General features: G+C 41.1%; 18 protein-coding genes and 1 CRISPR repeat array. Of the genes, 3 read left to right on the forward strand and 15 right to left on the reverse strand.

Annotated elements, in window-relative coordinates:
- Window positions 1-25: 25 nt before the first annotated feature.
- Window positions 26-2659, reverse strand: coding sequence for a DEAD/DEAH box helicase family protein (locus K1I97_RS00515; RefSeq protein ID WP_223331091.1), 2634 nt, complete (start codon window positions 2657-2659; stop codon window positions 26-28).
- Between the two features lie 133 nt (window positions 2660-2792).
- On the opposite strand from K1I97_RS00515, the gene K1I97_RS00520 reads away from it, so the two are divergent.
- Window positions 2793-3410 (forward strand): TVP38/TMEM64 family protein, encoded by a 618-nt coding sequence (locus K1I97_RS00520; RefSeq protein ID WP_223331090.1) that lies wholly within the window; start codon window positions 2793-2795, stop codon window positions 3408-3410.
- Between the two features lie 46 nt (window positions 3411-3456).
- Here K1I97_RS00520 and scrK read toward each other — a convergent pair whose 3' ends face one another.
- Both scrK and K1I97_RS00530 read right to left on the reverse strand, forming a co-directional pair.
- Complete coding sequence (scrK, locus tag K1I97_RS00525) at window positions 3457-4344, reverse strand: fructokinase ScrK (protein WP_223331089.1); 888 nt, start codon at window positions 4342-4344, stop codon at window positions 3457-3459.
- A gap of 153 nt (window positions 4345-4497) precedes the next feature.
- Entirely contained in the window at window positions 4498-6384 is a 1887-nt protein-coding gene (locus K1I97_RS00530) for a sucrose-specific PTS transporter subunit IIBC (protein ID WP_223331088.1), read from the reverse strand.
- A 377-nt stretch (window positions 6385-6761) separates the two neighbouring features.
- Between K1I97_RS00530 and K1I97_RS00535 the strand changes: the two genes are divergently transcribed.
- Entirely contained in the window at window positions 6762-8216 is a 1455-nt protein-coding gene (locus tag K1I97_RS00535; RefSeq protein ID WP_223331087.1) for a sucrose-6-phosphate hydrolase, read from the forward strand.
- Window positions 8197-9162, forward strand: coding sequence for a LacI family DNA-binding transcriptional regulator (locus K1I97_RS00540; protein WP_223331086.1), 966 nt, complete (start codon window positions 8197-8199; stop codon window positions 9160-9162). The genes K1I97_RS00535 and K1I97_RS00540 overlap by 20 nt, the downstream gene beginning before the upstream one ends.
- 523 nt (window positions 9163-9685) lie before the next feature.
- Window positions 9686-10995: a CRISPR direct-repeat array (repeat unit 28 nt; unit sequence GGATCACCCCCGCGAGTGCGGGAAAAAC).
- A 23-nt stretch (window positions 10996-11018) separates the two neighbouring features.
- Here K1I97_RS00540 and cas2e read toward each other — a convergent pair.
- The 12 genes from cas2e to K1I97_RS00600 all read right to left on the reverse strand — a co-directional run bounded on the left by cas2e (window position 11019) and on the right by K1I97_RS00600 (window position 24603).
- Complete coding sequence (gene cas2e, locus K1I97_RS00545; protein WP_223331085.1) at window positions 11019-11921, reverse strand: type I-E CRISPR-associated endoribonuclease Cas2e; 903 nt, start codon at window positions 11919-11921, stop codon at window positions 11019-11021.
- Between the two features lie 4 nt (window positions 11922-11925).
- Window positions 11926-12864, reverse strand: a complete 939-nt coding sequence (gene cas1e, locus K1I97_RS00550) for a type I-E CRISPR-associated endonuclease Cas1e (protein ID WP_223331084.1) — start codon at window positions 12862-12864, stop codon at window positions 11926-11928.
- Entirely contained in the window at window positions 12858-13505 is a 648-nt protein-coding gene (cas6e, locus tag K1I97_RS00555; protein ID WP_223331083.1) for a type I-E CRISPR-associated protein Cas6/Cse3/CasE, read from the reverse strand. Before cas6e ends, cas1e begins: the two co-directional genes overlap by 7 nt.
- 4 nt (window positions 13506-13509) lie before the next feature.
- Window positions 13510-14229 (reverse strand): type I-E CRISPR-associated protein Cas5/CasD, encoded by a 720-nt coding sequence (cas5e, locus tag K1I97_RS00560; protein WP_223331082.1) that lies wholly within the window; start codon window positions 14227-14229, stop codon window positions 13510-13512.
- 9 nt (window positions 14230-14238) lie between these two features.
- Window positions 14239-15312 carry a type I-E CRISPR-associated protein Cas7/Cse4/CasC gene (cas7e, locus tag K1I97_RS00565; protein WP_223331081.1) on the reverse strand — a complete coding sequence of 358 codons (1074 nt, stop codon included), beginning with the start codon at window positions 15310-15312 and terminating at the stop codon, window positions 14239-14241.
- The gene (gene casB, locus K1I97_RS00570; protein WP_000893381.1) at window positions 15302-15895 is read right to left on the reverse strand and encodes a type I-E CRISPR-associated protein Cse2/CasB; all 594 of its coding nucleotides are present in this window, start codon (window positions 15893-15895) and stop codon (window positions 15302-15304) included. Before casB ends, cas7e begins: the two co-directional genes overlap by 11 nt.
- Window positions 15896-15904: 9 nt before the next feature.
- Window positions 15905-17572, reverse strand: a complete 1668-nt coding sequence (locus K1I97_RS00575) for a type I-E CRISPR-associated protein Cse1/CasA (protein ID WP_223331080.1) — start codon at window positions 17570-17572, stop codon at window positions 15905-15907.
- Window positions 17559-20339, reverse strand: a complete 2781-nt coding sequence (cas3, locus tag K1I97_RS00580; RefSeq protein ID WP_223331079.1) for a CRISPR-associated helicase Cas3' — start codon at window positions 20337-20339, stop codon at window positions 17559-17561. The genes K1I97_RS00575 and cas3 overlap by 14 nt, the downstream gene beginning before the upstream one ends.
- A 483-nt stretch (window positions 20340-20822) precedes the next feature.
- Complete coding sequence (locus K1I97_RS00585; protein ID WP_223331078.1) at window positions 20823-22097, reverse strand: hydroxymethylglutaryl-CoA reductase, degradative; 1275 nt, start codon at window positions 22095-22097, stop codon at window positions 20823-20825.
- The gene (locus K1I97_RS00590) at window positions 22097-23269 is read right to left on the reverse strand and encodes a hydroxymethylglutaryl-CoA synthase (protein WP_223331173.1); all 1173 of its coding nucleotides are present in this window, start codon (window positions 23267-23269) and stop codon (window positions 22097-22099) included. The genes K1I97_RS00585 and K1I97_RS00590 overlap by 1 nt, the downstream gene beginning before the upstream one ends.
- Before the next feature lie 118 nt (window positions 23270-23387).
- Complete coding sequence (locus tag K1I97_RS00595) at window positions 23388-23843, reverse strand: threonine/serine exporter family protein (protein WP_084971360.1); 456 nt, start codon at window positions 23841-23843, stop codon at window positions 23388-23390.
- 1 nt (window position 23844) lies between these two features.
- Entirely contained in the window at window positions 23845-24603 is a 759-nt protein-coding gene (locus K1I97_RS00600; RefSeq protein WP_084971362.1) for a threonine/serine exporter family protein, read from the reverse strand.
- Window positions 24604-24690 lie beyond the last annotated feature (87 nt).

The following is a 24690-nucleotide window of genomic DNA, read 5'->3' on the forward strand; positions in this document are numbered from 1 at the left end:
ACTTATTTATCTCTTGTAAACTCCCCTACTCCAACCGGCTTTTAACCTTCTTCTTAATCAAGATACGGTCGTTTTTGTTAGAGAGAGCTTTGATACGAGCTTCGAGAAGGGTTTTCCTTCCTGCCTCTGTTCGTGTATAGACGAGGTGATAGCGTCCGATAGTCGGCGTCAGAAAGTCGAGGAATTTCTGTGCTTCTTCCTTGCGCTTGTCAAAAAGACTAGGCACGGCATAGTAAGGTGACTGACCTTGTCGGACTTTCTCTGCCTTCAAGAGATAACGCTGGTTGTCCACTGGAGCAAAGAACTCTCCCACAGTCTGCGCAAACAACTCCTTGTCCCTCATGCTTCCTCCCTTGAGATAGGCAAAGACCATGTAGTTTTCCTTGTCCTCCTCTACCTGAACACGGGATTGATCATCCGTTAGATGCCCCGAATCTAGCAGAGCCTTTCGGATCTGCTCACCCAGAGATTGCAAACGTTTATAAGGACTCTTATAGCGGAGGTAGCGCCAAGATGCAAAGACTAAAAAGAGGAGACATGCTGTCGTAAGCCACCAAACACCGATCAATCTCAGTCTAAATAGCAAGACCAACAAATCTACTGCCAACAAGAGCAATGACATGCGAACCCATTTTAATGCATCAAGCAAGAGCATGACTGGGACCTTCTGTTTTTGAGTTGCGACTTCTGTAACTACCTCGAACTGATCCGCTACGACAAGAGCTTCCTGCCATTTTTGTCTCAAGCCTGCTCGATCCTTGGAGAGACTCTTAACTCGCTCATTGTACTCACTGATTTGCTTTTTCTTAAAAGGGGGCTTTGGAAAATCCAAACGATCCAAACCGGTCTCAATACTCTCCTGATTATAGGCCAATCCAAGAAAATGCTCCATCCGTCGCGACAAGGTCTGCAGATCTTGATTGCTCTCTGGTCTAGGCTCCTCACCAGGAAGAGTGATAAGTGCTTGCGCTTGAACGGCTACCAGATGCCAGATGTTACTGGTCTTTTCTGGATGTCCCGACCAGATACGAATGGCACGCCCGCGCATCTGGTTACTTAGCATAAAGCTCCCCACAAAGCTTCCGAGGATTAGGGAATTAACACAAGGAGCATCCCAACCCTCTCCGAGGAGAGATTTGGTTCCGACTAGGACTTGAATCCGCCCTCGTTGAAAAAGCTCCGTCACTGCTGCTACGATTCCCTTAGCTGAGCTCGGAAAACCAACCTGCACATAATCTTTTGGATCCAAGTGACCAATAGGTGAGAAACTAAGAGGAACCTGAGGCAAGAGATCCTTAAACTCTGCTGCCACATCGGTAGGCAAAATAACGACACTACCTGACAAGACAGCCAAAGACACAGGTATCTCTTGCTCCTGAGCTTTTCGACGAATGCTTTCAAAATAAGGGAGTACCCCCAACTGAGAAATGGTTGCCTGATTATCTCCCAGATAGGTGGCAAAATCCTTGCGAATATAGTCAGCTAGTACTAACTGTCTCAGTTCCAGACCTAGACTCTCATACTCCGTCAAAAAGATATCGGCAATGGCAGACAACTTCCCTAGAGATTGGCTTAAAATCTGGTCAGAAGCCTTAGACTTAACCAGATAAACCTGACGTTTTTCCACCAACCCACGCGCCTTCAAGTCAGCCTCTAACTTTTTCCTATATCCATCTGGATCCTCATACCAATCTGGTGTCTGATAGAGTATGCTCTGCAACAGCGTCTCCAGCCAGTAGGAGGTCAATGCTGGAAGCTTCTGGGTTCCCAGTAAATTTTGCAAAGAGGGAGGAATCGTTAACCCCTGAGAATGCATATAAATCAACATAGCAGACAAGTACTTGGGATCTTCTAAAAGCAAATCAGATGAAATATCCCCTTTGAGGACCTTAGACCCTGCTACAAATGTTTGAAAATCAGGATCGACTATAAGGTGATGAATATAGTCCCACTTAGTCTCCTCAAACCGTTTGAGACGTTCCGCCTCTTCAGCTGTTGGTGAACACATATAGACAAAATCCTGATGAGGGCAAAGAGTGTCTTCCTTGACTAGTTCAGGTACCGTGATTTCTTGGTCAATTTCCCCACATATACGGATATATCGTTCCCAGAGTTCTGGCTCGCTGTCATATGGTGGTGTTGCTGTCAGGGAGATGACTTGCAGCTGTCCATACTGCTTGCGAAAGGCTTCCAGACTTTTCCACCATTCATTGCGCAGGTGGTGGCATTCGTCCAAGCAAAGAGTCGCAACTTTCTGAGTTCTTAGACTTGCAAGCAAATCAAACCCCACAAAATCCTCTGCTTCTCCATCTTCTTGTGATTGCAATTGATTCATGGCACTATGAAAAGCCTGATAGGTCACAATCGTTAGTGCCTTCATCTCCTTTAAGTTTTGGGAAACGAGATCTGAAAGTCTCTGATTGTCCTCTAGAAAAGCTGTTTGGATTCTATCTACCCATTGTTCACGAATGGTGACAGTTGGAACCAAGATAAGGGCTGGGTTGCCAAAACGAGCGATTAGCTCGATACCAATGGTGGTCTTTCCAGACCCTGGTGCAGCCACTAGGTGAACATGACCGTCTGCTTGGTAGTCTTGAAAACAATCCAAAACCTGTTTTTGGTATTGACGCCAACTTCCTTTAAAGTTTAAACCTAACATGATACCCCTCATTCCTATACCGTCTTTTTCTTATTCTCATTTTACCACACTTATTTCACCTCTCAGATGATCTATATAGTTTTTCTCCATAAAATATGGTATAGTAGAATCATACTATCTATAAGGAGTTTCTATGTCACAGGATAAGCAAATGAAAGCTGTTTCTCCCCTTCTGCAGCAAGTCATCAATATCTCATCTATCGTCGGGGGAGTCGGCACCTTGATTTTCTGTATTTGGGCCTATCAGGCAGGAGTATTACAGTCCAAGGAAACCCTATCAGCCTTTATCCAGCAAGCTGGGGTATGGGGACCACCACTCTTTATCTTTTTACAGATCCTACAAACCGTCGTTCCGATCATTCCAGGTGCTTTGACTTCAGTGGCTGGAGTCTTTATATACGGTCATATCATTGGAACCATCTATAACTATATCGGCATCGTGATTGGCTGTGCCATTATCTTTTACCTGGTTCGTCTCTACGGAGCTGCCTTTGTCCAGTCAGTCGTCAGCAAGCACACCTATGACAAATACATCGGTTGGCTAGATAAGGGCAATCGTTTCGAGCGTTTCTTTATCTTTATGATGATTTGGCCTATCAGTCCAGCTGACTTTCTCTGCATGCTGGCTGCCCTCACCAAGATGACCTTCAAGCGCTATATGATTATCATCGTGTTGACCAAACCCTTTACCCTAGTAGTTTATACTTATGGTTTGACCTATATTATTGATTTCTTCTGGCAGATGTTTTGAGAATAGAAAAATCCGTTTGGTTGCCCAAGCGGATTTTTTGTTTGTTTTATTTTGCGACACTCTTAGCAAGGACAAAGTTCCCAAGTGTAGCAGAACCATTTCCTGCGACTGCTGGAGTAACAATGTAGTCACGCACATCTGGTACTGGTAGGTAGCCGTTTAGAAGAGCTGTAAATTTCTCACGCACACGGTCCAGCATGTGTTGTTGGGCCATGACTCCACCACCAAAGACGATCACGTCTGGGCGGAAAGTCACAGTAGCATTGACAGCAGCCTGAGCAATATAGTAGGCTTGAACATCCCAGACAGAGTTATTGAGTTCTATATTTTCACCACGAATACCTGTACGAGCTTCAAGACTTGGTCCAGCCGCAAAGCCTTCCAAACAGCCCTTGTGGAAAGGACAAACGCCGTTAAACTCTTTCTCCTCGTCCATTGGGTGTTTGGCTACATAGTAGTGACCCATTTCAGGGTGACCCACACCACCGATAAACTCCCCACGTTGGATAACACCTGCACCGATTCCTGTACCGATAGTGTAGTAGACCAAGTTTTCGATACGACCACCAGCATTGTTACGGGCAACCACTTCACCATAGGCAGAGCTGTTTACGTCTGTGGTGAAATACATGGGTACATTAAGGGCACGACGAAGGGCACCAAGCAAGTCCACATTTGCCCAGTTTGGTTTTGGAGTCGTTGTGATAAAGCCATAGGTTTTTGAGTTTTTGTCGATATCGATCGGACCAAATGATCCGACAGCAAGACCTGCAAGGTTATCGAATTTTGAAAAGAACTCGATGGTTTTATCGATCGTCTCGATAGGAGTTGTTGTAGGAAACTGTGTTTTTTCTACAACATTAAAATTTTCATCTCCGACAGCACAGACAAACTTTGTACCGCCTGCTTCTAAGCTTCCGTATAATTTTGTCATGATAAACCTCTTATCTTTGTTTTCTCTATTATAGCACATTTTGAAGAGCTACATTTCTCTATATTTTAGATTTTCCTCTGTAAATCTTACCATTCAAGCAAAAACGAACAAACATGTCATTTGTTCGTTTTTAGATTTGATTTTTGAAGAGGATTAGGCTTTCACTTCGATGATCGCGTCACCCTTGACAACTGAACCACTTGCGACTGGTGTTACAGAAGCGTAGTCTGCTGTGTTGGTAACGATAACCATTGTTGTGTCGTCAAGACCTGCGGCAGCGATTTTGTTTGAGTCAAAGGTTCCAAGAACGTCACCTGCTTTGACCTTGTCGCCTTGAGCAACCTTTTGTTCAAAGCCTTCACCGTTCATAGATACAGTGTCGATACCAACGTGAATCAAGATTTCAGCTCCATCGGCTGTCTTCAAACCAAAGGCGTGACCTGTTGGAAATGCGATCGATACTTCGGCATCAGCTGGTGCGTAAACCACACCTTGGCTTGGTTTCACTGCGATTCCTTGTCCCATTGCGCCACTTGAAAAGACTGGATCATTGACATTCTCAAGAGCAACTACGTCACCAACGATAGGAGTTACAAGTGTTTCATTTTGAGGAGCTACTGGAATGTTACCAGTTGTTTCTTCTTGGACCAAGCGCTCTGTTGCCACTTCAGTAGCAACTTCTTCTTCGTCCTCGTAACCAAACATGTAAGTAAGTGCAAAACCAAGAACGAATGATACAGCTACCATAAGAAGGTATTGAAGCAATTGACCATTCCCAACGTACAACATTGTACCAGGGATGATGGTGATACCATTACCAGTACCAGCAAGTCCAAGGATTGAAGCCAATCCACCACCGATAGCACCAGCGATTAATGAAAGGAAGAATGGTTTACGGAAACGCAAGTTTACCCCGAAGATAGCAGGCTCTGTAATACCGAGGAAGGCAGAAAGAGCAGCTGGGAAAGCAAGTGTTTTCAGTTTAGGATTTTTAGTTTTGACACCAACGGCAACAGTTGCAGCCCCTTGAGCTGTCATTGCTGCAGTGATGATAGCGTTGAATGGATTCACATGGTCAGCAGCAAGCAATTGCACTTCAAGCAAGTTGAAGATGTGGTGCACACCTGATACGACGATCAATTGGTGAACCCCACCGATGACCAAACCACCGAGACCAAATGGCAAACCAAGAATCGCTTTTGTTCCGAGAAGAATGTAGTTTTCAACAACGTGGAAGACTGGTCCGATGACAAAGAGTCCAAGGATAGACATAACCAAAAGTGTCACGAATGGTGTCACCAAGAGATCCAAGACATCTGGAACCACTTTGCGGAGAGCTTTTTCAAACTTGGCTCCGACAACCCCGATGATGAAGGCTGGAAGAACGGAACCTTGCAAACCAACAACAGGAATAAAGCCAAAGAAGTTCATAGCCGTTACTTCACCACCTGAGGCTACTGCCCAAGCGTTTGGAAGCGAACCAGAAACCAGCATCATACCAAGGACGATACCAACGGCAGGATTTCCACCGAATACGCGGAAGGTAGACCACACAACCAAACCTCGCAAGATGATGAAGGCTGTATCTGTGAGGATTTGGCTGTAAATGGTAACATCTTCTGGAAGTGTCATTCCGAGAGCATTCAAGAGACCACGAACACCCATGAAGAGACCAGTTGCTACGATAACTGGGATGATTGGTACAAAGACATCACCGAAAGTACGGATAGCACGTTGGAACCAGTTTCCTTGTTTAGCAGCTTCTGCTTTCATGTCTTCTTTAGAAGATGTTGGCAAACCAAGTGCAACCACTTCGTCGTACATCTTGTTTACTGTACCAGTCCCAAAGATGATTTGGTATTGGCCTGAGTTAAAGAAAGCTCCTTGAACTTTATCCAAGTTCTCAATCACTTCCTTCTTGATTTTCCCTTCATCTTTGACCATGACACGTAGACGAGTCGCACAGTGGGCTACACTGTTGACATTTTCACGTCCGCCAAGGGCTTCGATGACCTTTTTTGCAATATCCTGATTGTTCATTTGCAATAATCTCCTTATAAAAATTTTGTTCTTGTTTGAAAGCGATTTTATTCGCCCTACGACTATTATTTTATCATGTTTCTAAAATATGTCAAGCGTTTTGCAGAGTTTTTTATTTTCCTTTTCTTCTTTATCTCCGTTCATGATAGTTTTTGACTGAGTTCTTCTATTTACTTATAAAAATATCCTTAAATTAGAGGGTTCAAAGCTTTCGTTTTTCATTTCCTTTCATTTTTTCGTGAAAATTTGCTCGATTTCTTCTGCTTAATTTCTGGCAATCGTTTGACATTTTTTCCTCTTTTTTAACATAAAAGACTTGCTTTTTTTGCCGAAAACGTTTACTATTAAGATAGTAGAACTTTAGGAGGAAAGATAAAATGGAATGGACAACAGAGCGTCGCTACAGACGCTATGAAGATTGGTCTAATGATGAAATCAAGCAAATCAAGGAAAAGATGGCGCAATCTCCTTGGCATACTCGTTACCATGTCGAGCCAAAAATGGGGCTTCTCAATGATCCGAATGGCTTTTCTTATTTTGATGGCAAATGGATGCTCTTTTACCAGAACTTTCCTTTTGGTGCAGCTCATGGCTTGAAGTCTTGGGTGCAGCTTGAAAGTGATGATCTGGTGCACTTTGCAGAAACTAATGTCAAAGTCTTACCTGATACAAAACTCGATAGCCACGGGGCCTACTCTGGTTCTGCCATGCAGTTTGGCGATCAGTTGTTCCTATTTTATACAGGAAATGTCCGTGATGAAAACTGGATCCGTCACCCTTACCAGATTGGGGCTCTCTTGGACAAAAGTGGTAAAATCACGAAGATTGACAAGGTCTTGATCGACCAACCTTCTGACTCTACTGACCACTTCCGCGACCCACAAATTTTCAACTTTAAGGGGAAATACTATGCCATCGTGGGTGGTCAGGACTTGGAGAAAAAAGGATTTGTTCGTCTCTACAAGGCTGTGAACAATGACTACACAAACTGGCAGGCAGTTGGTGACCTAGACTTTGCCAACGACCGCACTGCCTACATGATGGAATGTCCAAACTTGGTCTTTGTAGGTGAGCAACCTGTCCTTCTCTACTGTCCACAAGGATTGGATAAAAAAGTTCTAGACTACGATAATATCTTTCCAAATATGTACAAAATCGGGGTTTCCTTTGATCCTGAAAATGCTAAAATGGTAGATGTGTCTCAACTTCATAATCTAGACTATGGTTTCGAAGCCTATGCAACTCAAGCCTTCAACGCTCCTGACGGACGTGCACTAGCAGTAAGTTGGCTTGGTTTACCAGATGTAGCCTACCCATCTGACCGTTTTGACCACCAAGGAACCTTCTCCTTGGTAAAAGAACTCACTATCAAAGATGGCAAACTCTACCAATACCCAGTCGCAGCTATCAAAGAACTTCGTGCTTCTGAGGAAACCTTCTCAAACCGTGCTCAAACCAAGAACACCTATGAACTGGAGCTCAACTTGGAAGCCAATAGCCAGAGCGAGATTGTCTTACTAGCTGATAAAGATGGTAAGGGGCTTTCAATCAACTTCGACCTTGTAAATGGTCAAGTTACAGTGGATCGTAGTCAGGCTGGTGAGCAGTATGCCCAAGAATTTGGGACGACTCGTTCTTGCCCTATCAATAACCAAGCTACTACTGCTAACATCTTCATCGACAATTCTATCTTTGAAATTTTCATCAATAAAGGAGAAAAAGTATTTTCTGGTCGCGTCTTTCCGCATACGGACCAAAACGGTATCCTCATCAAATCTGGAAATCCAACTGGAACTTACTATGAATTAGATTATGGTCGCAAAACTAACTGATGTCGCAAAACTTGCAGGCGTCAGCCCCACTACCGTCTCACGGGTTATCAATAAAAAGGGGTATCTATCGGAAAAAACCATTCAAAAGGTCAATGAAGCCATGAGAGAATTGGGCTACAAGCCCAACAACCTGGCTCGAAGCCTCCAAGGAAAATCTGCTAAGTTAATTGGTCTCATTTTCCCAAACATTAGTCATGTCTTTTATGCAGAGTTGATTGACAAGTTGGAACACCAGCTCTTCAAGAATGGTTACAAGACCATCATCTGTAACAGCGAGCATGACTCTGAAAAAGAACGGGAATACATCGAAATGCTAGAGGCCAATCAGGTCGACGGTATCATTTCTGGAAGTCACAACTTGGGAATCGAAGACTACAATCGTGTGACAGCGCCGATCATTTCCTTTGACCGAAATCTATCACCAGACATCCCTGTTGTCTCCTCTGATAACTACGGTGGCGGGGTCCTCGCTGCCCAAACCCTAGTCAAGACAGGTGCCCAATCTATTATCATGATTACAGGGAATGACAATTCCAACTCACCTACTGGACTGCGTCATGCTGGCTTTGCATCTGTACTCCCAAAAGCTCCTATTATCAATGTTTCGAGTGACTTTTCTCCCGTCAGAAAAGAAATGGAAATCAAGAATATCTTGACTCATCAGAAACCAGATGCCATCTTTGCTTCGGATGATTTGACAGCTATCCTAGTTATCAAAATCGCTCAGGAACTGGGAATTTCTGTTCCTGAAGAGCTTAAGATCATCGGCTATGATGGGACTTACTTTATCGAGAACTACTACCCTCATCTGACAACAATTAAGCAGCCTCTAAAAGAGATTGCCCACCTCACTGTTGATCTCCTCTTGCAGAAGATTGAAGGCAAGGAAGTCGCGACAACTGGTTACTTCTTACCAGTCACCCTATTACCTGGAAAAAGTATTTAACTACAAAAAACTCAGACCAATTGATCTGAGTTTTTTTATGATCGTAAATTTTCTAGATAGCGCTGGGCTATCTCTAAGTTAAAGGTTTTCTCTGCGATGAGGCGCTCGACCAGGGGAGCAACCTCGGTCTCACTAGCACCAGCCAGGAGAGCCAAGGATTTGGCAGAAGGATTTTAGTCTCGTTTTTCCAATCAAAAAATATTGAGCATTTAGTTCTGAAACACTTTAAGACAACAGATACAAGACAAATTTCCTTATACTCTTCTAAAAGTTTTTTACCCAACTGATGTTATTGTTACCAAATGTCTACATGATGAATTCATTCGATTTACTTGTCTTCTCCTTTGTTATTTAAGATATCTTCATTTACACAAAATATGTTTTTTTCCTATAATAAAACACTCCTATCTCTAATTTATCAGTTTTCAATAGGGATATTTTTCTTATATCTCATTTTATGTAGTCAATCCCCCGCGTGTGCGGGAAAAACCGGTACATCTTATGCTCCTCAACGAAAACCTTAGGATCACCCCCGCGTGTGCGGGAAAAACGCTTCCTGAGCAAGCCAACTACTTGCACCAGCGGGATCACCCCCGTATGTGCGGGAAAAACAAGTGTATCATGTTTAGCTGGGACAGTTACACCAGGATCACCCCCGCATGTGCGGGAAAAGCTTACGAGCGACTACAAAGCCCTCAGTCGGATCAGGATCACCCCCGCGTGTGCGGGAAAAGCTTACGAGCGACTACAAAGCCCTCAGTCGGATCAGGATCACCCCCGCGTGTGCGGGAAAAACCTACCAATCTTCTTAAACTTATCTTGAAACTTAGGATCACCCCCGCGTATGCGGGAAAAACTTCTTGCGTGCTTTCTTCAGGTCTTCGAGACCGGGATCACCCCCGCATGTGCGGGAAAAACCATAAAGCGAATACAAGCATCTGTGTTTGCCTGGGATCACCCCCGCGTGTGCGGGAAAAACTTATATCCAGCAATTCCAGTTCAAGGAATACGAGGATCACCCCCGCGTGTGCGGGAAAAACTCAAACGGAGACATCATTGCCATGCCTTATCCGGGATCACCTCCGCGAGTGCGGGAAAAACAACGTATCAAGGTCACGGTCAGTCATGCTGATAGGATCACCCCCGCATGTGCGGGAAAAACGGCTTGTAGCTGTAATAGATTGGCTCGTAGCCAGGATCACCCCCGCATGTGCGGGAAAAACAATTCTGTGACAGGTACAATTAACTTTAATGTGGGATCACCCCCGCGTGTGCGGGAAAAACCTGAAGCGATTATTTGCACGAATTTCGGCTATGGGATCACCCCCGCGAGTGCGGGAAAAACTTTTCGCAAAAGGTTGTAGAGGGTTGATACTTAGGATCACCCCCGCGAGTGCGGGAAAAACGATGGCATGCAAGAAAAGCGGTTGACTGCCGAGGGATCACCCCCGCGAGTGCGGGAAAAACAGGTCAGAAAGCGCATTGGAATTGGATTTATAAGGATCACCCCCGCGAGTGCGGGAAAAACGTAAAGACATGCAAAATTAGTTCATTAGTAGCGGGATCACCCCCGCGAGTGCGGGAAAAACCCTATCTGCATTTCAAAAATCGCCAGGATCTTAGGATCACCCCCGCGAGTGCGGGAAAAACGTCACAAAGTCAACTAGGTTGATAACTTGAATAGGATCACCCCCGCGAGTGCGGGAAAAACGAGAAGAAGTTGCAAGTTTGATTTTAAAGAATGGGATCACCCCCGCGAGTGCGGGAAAAACTCTACTAAAGCATCTAACATATCGTATCGAACAGGATCACCCCCGCGAGTGCGGGAAAAACACTAAAAGATCCCATTGAAATCGCTAATCCCGATTGATTCTATCCAAAAATTTATTCACTTTTGTTGATAACTGATAGATTAACTTAGCGTCCGGTAAAGCTCTATGAGGAACTACCTCTTCAATTCCATATTCCTTAAGAGCTGTCTGTAATTGATAGTTAGCCAGAAATAGTTTTTCACTCTTGACAAATTTCTTTAAATCATGAGTTTTATTTGATAATAAAGGCAAGCCTAACTTGTTAAGCTCATTGTTAATAAACTTAACATCAAAATTGATACCATAGCCAACTAAAGCTGATTCACCTATAAAAAGCAAAAAATCGGAAAGTACTTCTTTTAAATTTCGACCATTTTGTTCTAATAGAGTCTGAGAAATTCCCGTTAATTTAGAAATCTTCGTAGGCAAGATTCCGTCATATTTGATAAGAGCATTAAACTCTTCTGTAGTGGATGGAGTAACCTTAAGTGCCCCAATTTCTATAATGGTATGTTCATTCTCATCTAAACCATCCGTCTCAATATCAATCACAATATAGGAACTCTGTGGTTTTGAAGAAACTTCCGAATGACGGCCAAAACGCTTGATCCGTCTAAACTTAGCAGCATCACTGTATCCAAAACTGGATATTTTTCCATTGCTGTCTGTTTGGCTAGGTAATAGAATTAATGGGATTCCATCATAGTCTAGCACACTCCGCTGAGCATTTACGGTATCAAATTGATAGCCAATTTCATTTCTAAAGGCATAACTAATTGTAGCCTCACCTTTTCCAACGTTCGCCTTAATACGATTCCATAACTTTTCACGAACCCTAGTATTGATATTTCCAACGTAAACCCCTGTGGCAATTTCTTGCATCCACTTGGTTAAATCCCCTTTTAAAGACGGCGGAACATTTTTTAAAGTTAAAACAGTCAGTGGCATATTATCAATTCTCCGTATAACTAACTCCATGTTTAACAAGTTTATCCTTATCATCCCATAAAGAAAGCGTATCAATCACTAACTCCTCTTCATCATCTATTTCAAATAGATATTGAATATCAGCAACTATCCGAGCCATTAACTTGCCATCTACGAAGGAATCTCTTGTTTTCAATCGAGCAAACTTACCAATATCATCATCCTCAGTATAGTTAGCTGCAATTTCAAAAGCTAAGGGAATAGTCAATTCAGCTTTATATAAGTCTGCAATATCATAAATAAAGGATAAATCATGGCCGGTATGTACAAAACCAAGACCTGGAGAAACACCTAGCGCTACCACTATACTATACACCAAACCGTAAAGTGCTACATTAGCTGCGGATAGCGCCTGATTCACTACCGTCCCTCCTTCAAAATCATCAGGTCTGTAGTCCCTTTTATCCCAAGGAACCTTGAATTTTTCAGATTGCATCCTATATGCTTTTCTCACCCTAGCTCCTTCACGACCCCGTAGTTGCTGCATTGTTAATGTGGTGACATCTTCACCAGGAAATCGCATTTGATACATTTTACGGGCAACAACTAAACGCGACCGAGAATTTGAAACCAGCTTAGCCTGTCTCTCTAAGAATTTTGTTGAATGTGCTAAGGATCTTCCATGAGCATACTGACGAACACCTCGCTCACCAACCCAAACCATACTGGTTCCAGCATCTCCTATCAACTCTACAGCACGATGGCTAATATCAGTACCCGGCCCTAGCAATAATACACCAATCATAGCAACAGGTATTCTAACTGTTCCGTTGCTATCAAGCACTGTAATAGCGCTATCCACACGATTTATCTTTGCGTGTTCTACGTAAATAAAGCTGACACGATCGCTTATTTTAGGAAGTTCTCGCAGAGATGTTTTCTTCGTTCCACTTTTTTTTACCATGATTCGTTTCCCAATGGAATTACGGTCATTAAACCAAAACCGTATGCTTTTTTCTTTCCCATTCCTTCAGTCAAAAGCTTCTTAAAAAGATCTGCATCACTAACTGTTAAGATCCCTTCATAAACAACCTTTATCAATCGGATAGGTTTAACAGCTTTTTTAAACACCTCATAACCACGTTCAACGATTGAAAAATCTTCTTTTATCAGTGAAAATCCATTTTTGTCAGAGCGGTCTATTAGATAATTCATCTGATATTCACTCGTAACATGAGGTTTTACAATACCTCTTTTAAGATTATCTGGTGATACTAAGGAAATAACTGGATTAAGCACCACTCGAAATTTCATTCGGCTACCAGTATAGATATTATCTAAAAATTGTTGATAATCCTTAGTTTGAGCACTACCAGAAACCCCGTATTTTTCTAATCGTTGTAAATCAGGTTTATTTTCACTAACAATAATCAGGTAATCTTTATCTTGGATACGATCTATACGCCATAATTTCCTTGTTCGAATAGATTGTTCCATTTCTTCTGGAAAACTCTCTTCTACCCAAGCATGGTAAGCGCCTATATGTGTTAAGCACCTAATTTTTCGGCGATTGGTCCGATCAATTTCTACTCTTGAGATATACATACCATCAATCTCCTATACTCTTAAAAACATCATGTGCCGTATTTTTATCTCGAAACGAATTCCGAACTTGAACCAGTTCTCTAGTTTCATACCTATAGCCAAACCTTCTCCCCTTTTGTGAAAAAGACTTGACAACATCTTGTCTCAGTTGATAAATACCTCTATCGGTTAAATGTCTATCAGAATAGATTTCTAAAGTTACGGCATCCATAAGCTTTCTCTTCATAAACCATGGTGAAGCTTGCCACTCAAGAGTTCTCAAACTTTCAACTGCTCCAATCTCAGTCTCACCTAAGATAAAATCTGCAGTCAACGGCAGAGCCCTTCTTCCCATAAATGGTTGGAAATAGGGATTTCTCAAAGCTTGTAAAATCATTTCCAAAAACTGCTCATTACTATGAGAAAGAGCTACTACAAAAACAGCATCTTCTAAATAATAACGATTTGTGACATAATTTCGTTCAAACTTTCCTTTTTCTGTATACTTCTGTGCAATATGAAAATCTCTGAGTAAATTTCCTTGTTGATCCACTCGAACTGCAAAATCCAGCTCGTTTAAACGAGTAATTTTTTCATCATCGTCTCGACGATATCCTAGACTTGAAGCAATCAACCCAATAACAGAACTCTTAGAAGGATAAAAATCCGTATGTCTTGTTTCGAAATGTGAACTTGTCCCCCAAGATTGCAAAGGGCCAGCAAATTTCAACAAAATAGTCTTCATGCCATTCACCTATTTTTTGAGGACTTGTCCTAAGGTTTCCGAAAAATCTTTTAATAATTCTAAAACTGAATATTTTTCCTCACCTATTTGTTTTAAACTCTCATTCTCATCCAAAGTCACATAGAAAGTCAAAAGTGGTTTATTCACGAATTTTTCAACTCTTGTATACTCTTTAGACAGTTTTTCAATAGATTTTGCCACATAACCATCTGTTGATTTAACTGGTTCTTCAAAAGCACTGACAAGATTAACAGGACGATCATCACGCAAAGAAACGATTAGAGCCTGTGGTAAAGTTTGATTGGCAAAGGTATTCACTTTTCCTGTCGGGAGTGAATTTGCAAATGCTTCGATGAATAAATTCAAACTGTTCTTTAAGGATTTCTCATCCTCTAGTTGTTTTGATAATTCATGAATCGCAACATTGGCATAACGATAGAGCGTAGAAGAGTTAAATTCGATGGTTCCCAGCATACCTGCACCTGCATTATCCTCTGGAGCCAAATCATCAATAGCAGTAAAGAAATCAAATTCAGTTTGTACAGCATGTGTTGAAATAGCATGGGCAACTTGAGAGGAAGCATCCTCGTTTAGAGTTGGATCTTCAGCTACCATTCGACCGAACATAGCAACATCAATGGCTGGATTTGAGTTAGCTAGTTTTTGAAGTTCTTTTTTATCAGTCAGATTTTCATAGGCCGCTTGAGCTAATTTTTCAGCTTGTCTATCCCCCATAAAGTAAAGTGCCTTGACTTCACCTTTTTTCTTAATTCCAGTAGCTATCAAGACTGTATCTGCTTTGGTTAGTGCATCTTCAAAACTGATAGAATTATCTAGTTCTACAATTTTACCTGCAACATATCTTACAATGTCTTTTGTTCGGACACCGACATTAGACTGTTCTCCATAAGTATTAAAATAGTCTCTTATAGCTCTCTTCCAAGCTTGAGAACTCACGCGCGATCTTTTTACACCCCCGTACTGAGCGGTCTTTGGGCTACCTGTATCATCTCTATTCATATTGGAAGGTGGCAAAGTTTGTATAGCATGAATATCTAAAAATAAGCGTTGATTAGTTGTCATTGTGTTTTTCTCCTTTGATTTGTTTATAATATGATCTTGCCCAATTTAGGCGAAGATTTTCTTGTACATTTTTTAAAAACCAATACAAGTCCTCAGCTAACTTAGCGTAATCAACCTTTGTAGCAGGAGACTTTGTTTTGAGTAACATCATCATGTGGCGTAAATGGTAGATCAACTCTTCAAAAGTTGATGATGTAATCATAACATTGAACCTTCTGTCGATGGCTGTCGTGTCATCTCCTTTTCGAAGTTGACTAAGAGCAGAACCGATATTTTGATAAGTATCGGGCTCATCTAACATCACACCAGTTGAAGTTCCTTGTTGATGTAAGGCGTAAAATTGGATAGCTGTATAAATTGCTAACTCCTCATAGCTAGGCTGCTGGTATGAATTGACAAACTCCTCTGGTAAATGCTCAAATAAAATCGGCCAGATATCTGTTGCATCGCTCAAGGGTTTACCCAACGTTTTTCTAATTTTTGCCAGTGCAGCTTTACTCGATGGTGACTCCAACTCATAACTCAATTGTCTAATAATTCTTTTTGTGACAGATCCAACTGTCTGTTTGGATTGTTCCAACACACACACCTCCTATTTTAATTGTTGATGAAGCAAATAATCAAATGAATTATATGCAGTTGCAATATTTTTTATTCGACCATCTTTTTCAATACCGAGATAGTCCCTCGTTCCTCCTTGACCTAAGATGCTCTTTGCTTCAGCTTTAATCATTTTTTTCAGTAAATCTCTCCATTCTTTGATTTTAGGATCCTTTTCATCATCTGGTAGGATACTGGATAACCATTCACGAAAAGGGTGATCGATTTTGAAATAGAGCATTTCAACCATCTGATTAGTATAATTGTTGTTGGAGATATTCCTAATTTCTTTTAGATCCTCTATATAGCGTTTATATACTTTAGAAATGACAGTTTTTGTTTCTTCCACCACCTCATTAATACGTGGTACCCAACCACTCTCATTAAAATCAGCCAAAACTAAATCATTGATAAGTATAGAGTCAATAACTTCATCAGTTGGAAGCCATGAAGTAGCATTTCCATCGTCCTGCATACTAATGGAAATAATATTAAATAATCTATTTCCTATTGTGTCACCTATATCTCCTAGCCAATCAATAATTCCCGGTCTTCTAAAGTGCCCTGTTCTATCTTCTACTGCTAGCAAACCAAATGACCGCCACAACGATTGATTCAAGAGATGTTTCCTAGGAGTATAGCTATCTTTATTTTCTCCTGTAGTATTATATTTCCATGTTGTCATTGGCTCTAAAAAATTGTCCTGATGATTGATTTCGGGTAATTTTACAATCTCAAAAGAGAAAGGCTTATTTAAATCATATTTTGGATCAATATAAATCCCTCTGCTCCAAATCGTATACAGATTAGCTAAATCTGTACATTCACTACCAAACAAATAGCGATTAATATTATCAGAACTAGCAAATTCCCAACAGGGACATTGAATACTTTCTAAATTACCATAGTCATAGAATGGCAAGATACAATTTAATAACAGCGTTTCAAATAAAGAAGTTCCCTGTATAAAAACTGCCCCGATATCAAACAACCAGCCCTTTGACACTTTATATTTTTCTTTTCCAAAAATAACTTTATCGGATAATCCTGAGTACCCTTGAAAAGTTAAAAGCCATCGTGTAAGTTCGGAAGCAGTCAATTGTTCTTTATTTTTACTACTCTTGGGGGAAAATAAGGCTAACTTATTGTCACTCTCTGAAATCGTTCTATTGATATTTTTCCCAGAGATACTGCTTGCTTTTGCTTTACTAATTTTGTCTGCTGCAATATCCTCTTTTCTAACTTGAAAAAATGGATATTCCTCATCAAATAAGTAAAAGCGATCCCGCCATTTTTCTAGGTAATGATTAACAATGTCTGGGAACTTACCACTTTCCCAAAGATCTATCCATGTATCATATAAATCATCCTGATAGTCAGCAATATCAGATTCTTCCACAGGCTCAATTTGTTTAAACCGCTCATCTACTGCCAGATACTCATAGACATTACCATCTGCATCAAAGCGTGAAAAAACAGTATGTAACACAGCCAGCAAAACTCGTAGCACAGCAAAATCTTGCGTTTTTGTATCTCCTGCTAAATCTTTGTACTGATGAGCATTTATAAACAATTCCTGCAAGGAAACTTCTTTTGTTGTTCCTTTTTCATCATAAACGACAGAAATCCAGGGTTCATCTAGCAAATTAAATCGACTCATTCTTATTCAACCTCTCCGTTGTAATTCCATATTTTTTATCATATAAGAGTTTAAACCCATTGAGAATAAACTCATTGTTTTCATCAAAAATAATCCCGAGAGCTCCTTTTAACCACGATGAATTTCGCCATTGACTTAAATAGCTGTTGTTATACCTTTCAAGCTCTTCAATAGTTTGATCGATATTATATCCTTTGGATAAACTCATCGGAAGTCGTAAAGTATTTTGTGCTACTTTTTTAGCGACCGAAGGATTATCAATATTCTGAGATATATCTTGATTTTCAATAAATAAGCTATAGCCATCAGACATTTTCTTTAAAGCAATCACTTCAATTGTATCTTCAACATCACGAACCTGAGCATTAGATTTTTCTTCACTATCGTTTGGATGCAGGTTCTTCAACCAGCCAATCAGACTATTGTTTCTATATCTCGATATTTTTAAGACAGGATCATCGATACGGTATGTTCTTGCCTTTGTTTCCTTATTTTTGATCGTGACATCATGCTCTGTCTTAGCATCTAAATATTTTTGCTGAAATTCCTGACTTGAAAACTCAATTGTAAAATCTGGACTATAAACTTTCTGGACTAATGGTGAAATATCATCTGGTAATCTCATGATATCTAGTAAAAAGTGCTGAGTTCTGGCTAATAGATAATCACCATAAACAAAACTACTTCCTTCTTCAAAATCCAACTCTTCGGAAGTTCCTAAAACGTAAAACCTAGCTATTTCATGTTTTTGAGGCCGTTCTATTTGGTGTCGATGAAGTCGTCCAATACGTTGTATTAGCAAGTCCATAGGTGCCAGATCACTTATCATCACATCGAAGTCAATATCCAAGGATTGCTCAATCACCTGAGTTCCAATGATAACTTTCTTATGTGGACGTTCTACATTTTTTCCGATTTGTTGTAATAATTCTTTCTCTTTTTGGATTCTTTCGGTCGCAATAAAACTGGAATGAAGCAATTCTACCATATCATCTCCAAAAATTTCCGAAAAGTTTCTTGCCAACTCTTGGGATCTTCTCACTGTATTGACAATGATTCCAACTACTCCACCGCCCTCAAGGCCATCTTTAACCGTTCCCAATAACTGCTCTTCTTGTAAACGAATGATGTGAATGTCTTTTATGTTTTGCTTATTGAATGTTGTAACTTGGTGAATCTCTGAGCCATCATTATAAGTGATTAAAGGATAAGCGTCTGTCTTTAATTGGTCCGTATTTTCAATATCTCGCCATTTGAGCCCCATCCCAGACATATAGCTTTTAAGGATATTTTCTCTTTGTTGAGAAGGTAATGTCGCCGACAAAATGACTACTGGAACGCCATAGGCTCCCATCCATTTTATCGCCTCCATCAAATATTGACTCATATAAGCATCATAGGCGTGAACTTCATCAATAATAACAACCTTTTTACTAAAACCTAGATGACGTAAAGCTAAATGTTTTTGTTTCAATGCTAACATTAAGAACTGATCAACAGTCCCCACTACAAAATCATCTAAAGCCGAAGTCTTTCTCCCAGAAAACCATTCATTAATGATAACACTACCATTTTCTACATCGTCAAAATTAAATGTATTAGCTTTAAGTTTTAAAAAATCTTCGTTTAGAGCTGCTTTCCCGTGTACCAACTGAATAGATAGTATGTCTTCAGAATCATCTTTTAAACTTTCAACCCATTTTTCAATACGATTAAAAATTCCATTCGATGTCGCCTGAGTTGGTAAACCAAAAAAAAGACCGCTTCTTCCCGTCTTAGTAGCTAACTGCTCCGCTGTAATCAATGAAGCTTCTGTCTTCCCTAACCCCATTGGTGCTTCTAGAACTACAATCCCAGGTTTAGATATTTGAGTAATAACATGAGATAAGATTGATTGAACATTATTAGGTTCAAATCCAAATCTTTCCTTATAGAGACTATCTGGTTCTGAGATATATTTAGGTTGCCACAAACTAGTTTTTTTCCACCTTTCAAACCCATCTTGAAGGCGTCTTGACTTATCCACCTCCTCTTTTTCATTGACACTCAATAAAGGAAAGTAGTTCTCATTACTAGCAATCCAGTCAGCCATAATCAGCAATCCTGATAAGATAACTTGAGCTGGCTGTTTAATTTTAGGAAGCTCTTTCACAGAGTCAAACCCAAACTCATCTAAAGCACAGTTGAAGATTTCTTTTTGAACCAAATCCCAGTTCTTATGGATAGCACTCTCCCTACTTTCATTTTGAAAATAGTTTGAAAGATAGCTCCCTTGATTTTTTACATCCTCAATCGTATCAATCGGTCGTCCATGGTGTCCACCAATAATTGTCGAAATATCCTCTTGAACACCATAACTAGATAGCAAATATTGACCCGCAAGGCTATGATGACTCTTTTTCGGTGATGATAGTTGAAGTGAACTAATTTTAGTAAATCCTGACTGCTCCAATTTTTCTAATAGTTGAATATCCAAATCATCTGAATTTGCAAATCCTCTTTGAGTTTGAAAGGCTGGAGTTGCTTTCCCGATATCATGAACAGCAGCTAAAAATTGTGCAAGTCGTTTCCCTAAATCTCCATTATATGTTGCTGAATCCAGAGAATCCTCAATCAGTTTTTTTTGCCCCTCACTTAACCAATGCTCCCAGAGAAGTCCAGTTATATTTTTTGTATCTTCTAGATGCTGAGACAAGGGTAACCAAAAAAATCTACCATTTTCTTCCTTTTTCTTAGCCCAAAGCGTATCGGACTTTTTCTTAGACATGATTCATCCCCTTTTCATCCCATTTTATATACTTCCATTTTATACCTAAAAGTTTTAAAATACAACAACAAACATGGAAGGGGTTACAAACATATGCTATTTTCTAAAGTAGTGTAAACATAAGAATGGGAAAATCCTTTTTAGAGGAGTTTTAAAACATTACTAGAATGATCTTTATTACTATAAAACCATTCACCATAGAATTACTTCACTTTCATACCCTAAAGTAAGAAATGGATGATATTTCCCTTGAATTAACTGTAAAGGATTGTATTATTGAAAAACGACTATATTAGTTATGAGGCATAATAACAAGGAAAGTAATAATCATAATGGGGACATTCTCTGTGATTCAAATATCAAAAAAAGAGAGAATAATGTAATCCTCTCTTGTTCATCGTTATATGTGAGACTTTTCAATTGACAATGAATTTGTTTTCCCTATGTTTCATTTTTTGAGACTAATACCACGGTTTCAACTGGTTAAGAGCGCCAGTCTTTTAAAAATTGCTGAGCTCTCTCTAAGTTAAAGGTTTTATCTGCGATGAGGCGCTCAACGAGGGGAGCAACCTCGGTCTCACTAGCACCAGCTAGGAGAGCTAGGGATTTGGCCTGCAATTTCATGTGACCTTGCTGGATGCCCGTACTGACCAAGGCTTTGAGGGCCGCAAAGTTTTGGGCGAGACCGATAGAAACGATGACTTGTGCAAGTTCCTTAGCAGAAGGATTTCCCAGTAGCTCGTGACTAAGAGCTACACGTGGGTTGAGACCGATTGAGCCACCCTTGGTCGCTACAGGCATAGGTAGGGTCATCTCACCGACCAATTCTTCTCTTTCCATGTCCAGCTTCCATTGACTAAGACCTTGATAGCGTCTATCTCGACTGGCAAAGGCATGAGCCCCAGCTTCGATAGCACGCCAGTCATTACCCGTGGCGATTAAAATGGCATCGATACCATTAAAAATCCCTTTATTGTGAGTAGCCGCTCGATAAGGATCAGCCTGCGCAAACTGGCTAGCCAAAGCCATCTTCTCTGCAATTTCACGTCCTTGGTCCTTTTGAGGGTTCAAGTACCTAAAGGCAATACGACAACTTGCTGTCACTAGAGAATCGGTCGCATAGTTGGATAAAATTCCCATGAGACTCTGTCCCTGACTGAGTTCTTCCAAGACTGGTTTCAAGGCTTCTAGCATGGTGTTGAGCATATTGGCTCCCATGGCTTCCTGGGTATCGACATGGAGATAAACAACGAGAAAGTCAGTTTCTCCCTTAATCTGCTCTACACGCAAATCACGCGCCCCACCTCCTCGTTTAACGATGGAAGGATAGGCTTGATTGGCAAGTTCCAAGAGCTCAGCCTTCTTGCTGGCAATCTTCGCTTGCGCTTGTTCAGGATCAGCAACTTGATAAAGGGCTACCTGACCAATCATCTGGCGCTGATGAACTTGAGCAGTAAAACCGCCTGCTCGCTTGATGATTTTGCTGGCATAGCTGGCCGCAGCAACCACTGAGGGTTCTTCTGTCACATAAGGAACTGTGTAATCCTGACCATTCACCAAAAGTTCTGGAATGATCGAATAAGGCAGAGAAAAAGTTCCCACCACATTCTCACTCAGCTGGTCTGCAACAGCCAAACTGACTTGCTCATCCTGCTCTAGACTCCTTTGCTTTTCAGGACTAAGGAGCGCCTGAGCTCGCAACAGTTCAAGGCGCTCATGGTATGATTTTTTAGAAAATCCATTCCAACTTATCTTCATTATTTTTCAACCTTGCTATATCGGCGTTGGTGGTCGACAATCTCCACCAAGGCATAGTCTTGATGTTCATAAGCTGCAAATTGGGCTGAACCCGACTCATCCAACTGCACCTCTTCAAAGAAGACTTTTTCATAGTCTGCAACGGATAGGGCTGTACGCTGCTTGAGCTTGCTCAAGCGTTCTTTGTCTAGATAGGCCTCATAGCCTTCGACCAATTCACCACTAAAGAACTCTGAAACAGCTCCACTTCCGTAACTGTAGAGGGCAATTTTATCGCCAGCCTTCAAATTATCTGCATTTTCCAAAAGGGAGAGGAGTCCGAGGAAGAGGGAACCTGTATAGATATTCCCAATCATCTGACTGTAGAGAATTGATTTGTCAAAGTTTTCTTGCAAACTATCCTGTTTTTCTTGAGATAGAGTCTTGTCCATCATCTTGCGCAAGCCTTTTAGGGCCAGCTTAGGATAAGGTAAGTGGAAACAGATGGCTGCAAAATCACCTATGGTCCAATCGTAGCGCTTCTTGTATTCATCCCAAGTCGTCGTGAGACTATCCAAATACTGCTGGGTTGAATAAACACCATTGACATAAGGAGTCGTTGAGTAGTTTGGTCGCCAGAAATCCATGATGTCACGAGTTTGAGCAACATTATCATTGTTAAAGGCCATAATGCGCGGATTTTTTGTGATTAGCATCGCTACACTTCCAACTCCCTGGGTGGGCTCACCCGGAGTCCCCACACCATACTTGGCAATATCACTGGCAATGACTAGGACTTTTGATTCTGGAGAATTTTCCACATGTAACTTGGCATAATGGAGGGCAGCTGTTGCTCCATAGCAGGCTTCCTTGATTTCAAAGCTACGGGCGAAAGGCTGTATGCCTAATAGACCATGAACAAAGACTGCTGCCGCCTTACTCTGGTCAATTCCTGACTCAGTCGCCACGATGACCATGTCGATTTCTTCTTTTTCTTTGTCTGTTAAAATAGAGTTGCTGGCACTAGCAGCCAAGGTAACAATGTCCTCAGTCAGTGGTGCAATACTAATTTCATTTAACAAGAGTCCCTTGCTAAATTTTTCGGGATCAACTCCCCTTGCTTCTGCTAGGTCTTGTAATTTCAAGACATATTGACTGGTTGCAAAACCAATCTTATCAATACCGATTGTCATATTTACCTCTGTATTTTCATTCATTGTAAAAAATCGTTTCATTCTATTTTATCACAAATAGGGGCAAAAGAGAGAAAAAAGACTTGATTCACCAAATCAAGCCTTTTCTTTGACAGCCTTAGGAGGAGATTCCTCTCTGTTTTCGAATGTAGTAATAAATCTTTAAAATCACCGTTCCACTAGCCATTCCGATAGAAATGACTAGAGCTAACATAACCACCAAGGTCGCGCTGGCAATAGCATGGCTGTAATCGCCTGTCACAAAGAAAGCTGTCGTTCGATAGGATAAATAACCTGGTACCAAGGGGGCAAGAATAGCCAAGACAAAAACCACTGCTGGTGTCTTATAGAGAATACTTAAAATCTGGCTGATACAAGAACCAATCACCGCTGCGATAAAGGTTGCAACGATGACATTGGTTGGTTCTTTGAGTACGAGATAGAGGAGCCAAACGCCCATTCCGAGAATACCACCAGGAAGGAGCATGGAGCGTTGGACATTCAGTACGATTAAAAAGGTGATAATGGCGAGCAAACTCGCAACTGCTTGGAGTAAAATACTTGTTAGAGTCATCTTATGTCATCAAAACCAGGGCGACAGAGGTGCCAGCCCCTAAAGCGAGGGTAATGAGCAAAGATTCGAACATCTTGCTCATACCAGAGTTGATATGGTTGGTCATGATATCCCGTACCGCATTTGTCAGAGCAATCCCTGGAACAAAGGGCATGACGGCTCCTGCTATGATCAGGTCTGCCGTCGAAGGAAATCCAGTATAGCGGGCCCAGAACTGGGCGATCAATCCGAAAACAAAGGCACCCGCAAAGGCTGTTACAAATGGAATTCGGACAAACTTCTCTACATAAAGAGAGAAGGCAAATCCAAATAAGGTCGCAATAGCTGCGCCAAAAGCGTCATAGACATTGCCCCCAAACATAATCGAGAAGAAAGGGGCACTGAGAGTCGCTGCTACAGTCACTTGGAACTTGGTATAAGGAAGGGCTTGATTTCTGATTTCCTTCAGCTTTTTAAAGGCTGTCGAGAGATCAATCTGCCCACCCACAAGCTCCCGTGATACTTGGTTGACATCGCAAACTTTTTCAATATTATAAGAGGATGAGGTCACCCGTTTCATCCGAGAAATATTGGTGTTTTCGATAGAAAAGAAAATAGCAGCGGGCATGGCAAGAACATTGCAATCCATAATTCCTTGTGAATGGGCAATACGGATCATGGTATCCTCAACCCGATGAATCTCCGAACCACTTTTCAAGAGAATGGTTCCTGCTAGCATAATGACATCAATGATGGCATTTAACTCTCTCGATTCGTCCATTTTCTCCTCCTTTTTTCTACTCCCTATATTTTATCACAAAATCTTGTGATAAAAAAATCTTTGTCATGAAATCATGACAAAGATTCA

It is taken from the genome of Streptococcus oralis (genome assembly GCF_019929345.1).
Taxonomy (GTDB): Bacteria; Bacillota; Bacilli; order Lactobacillales; family Streptococcaceae; genus Streptococcus.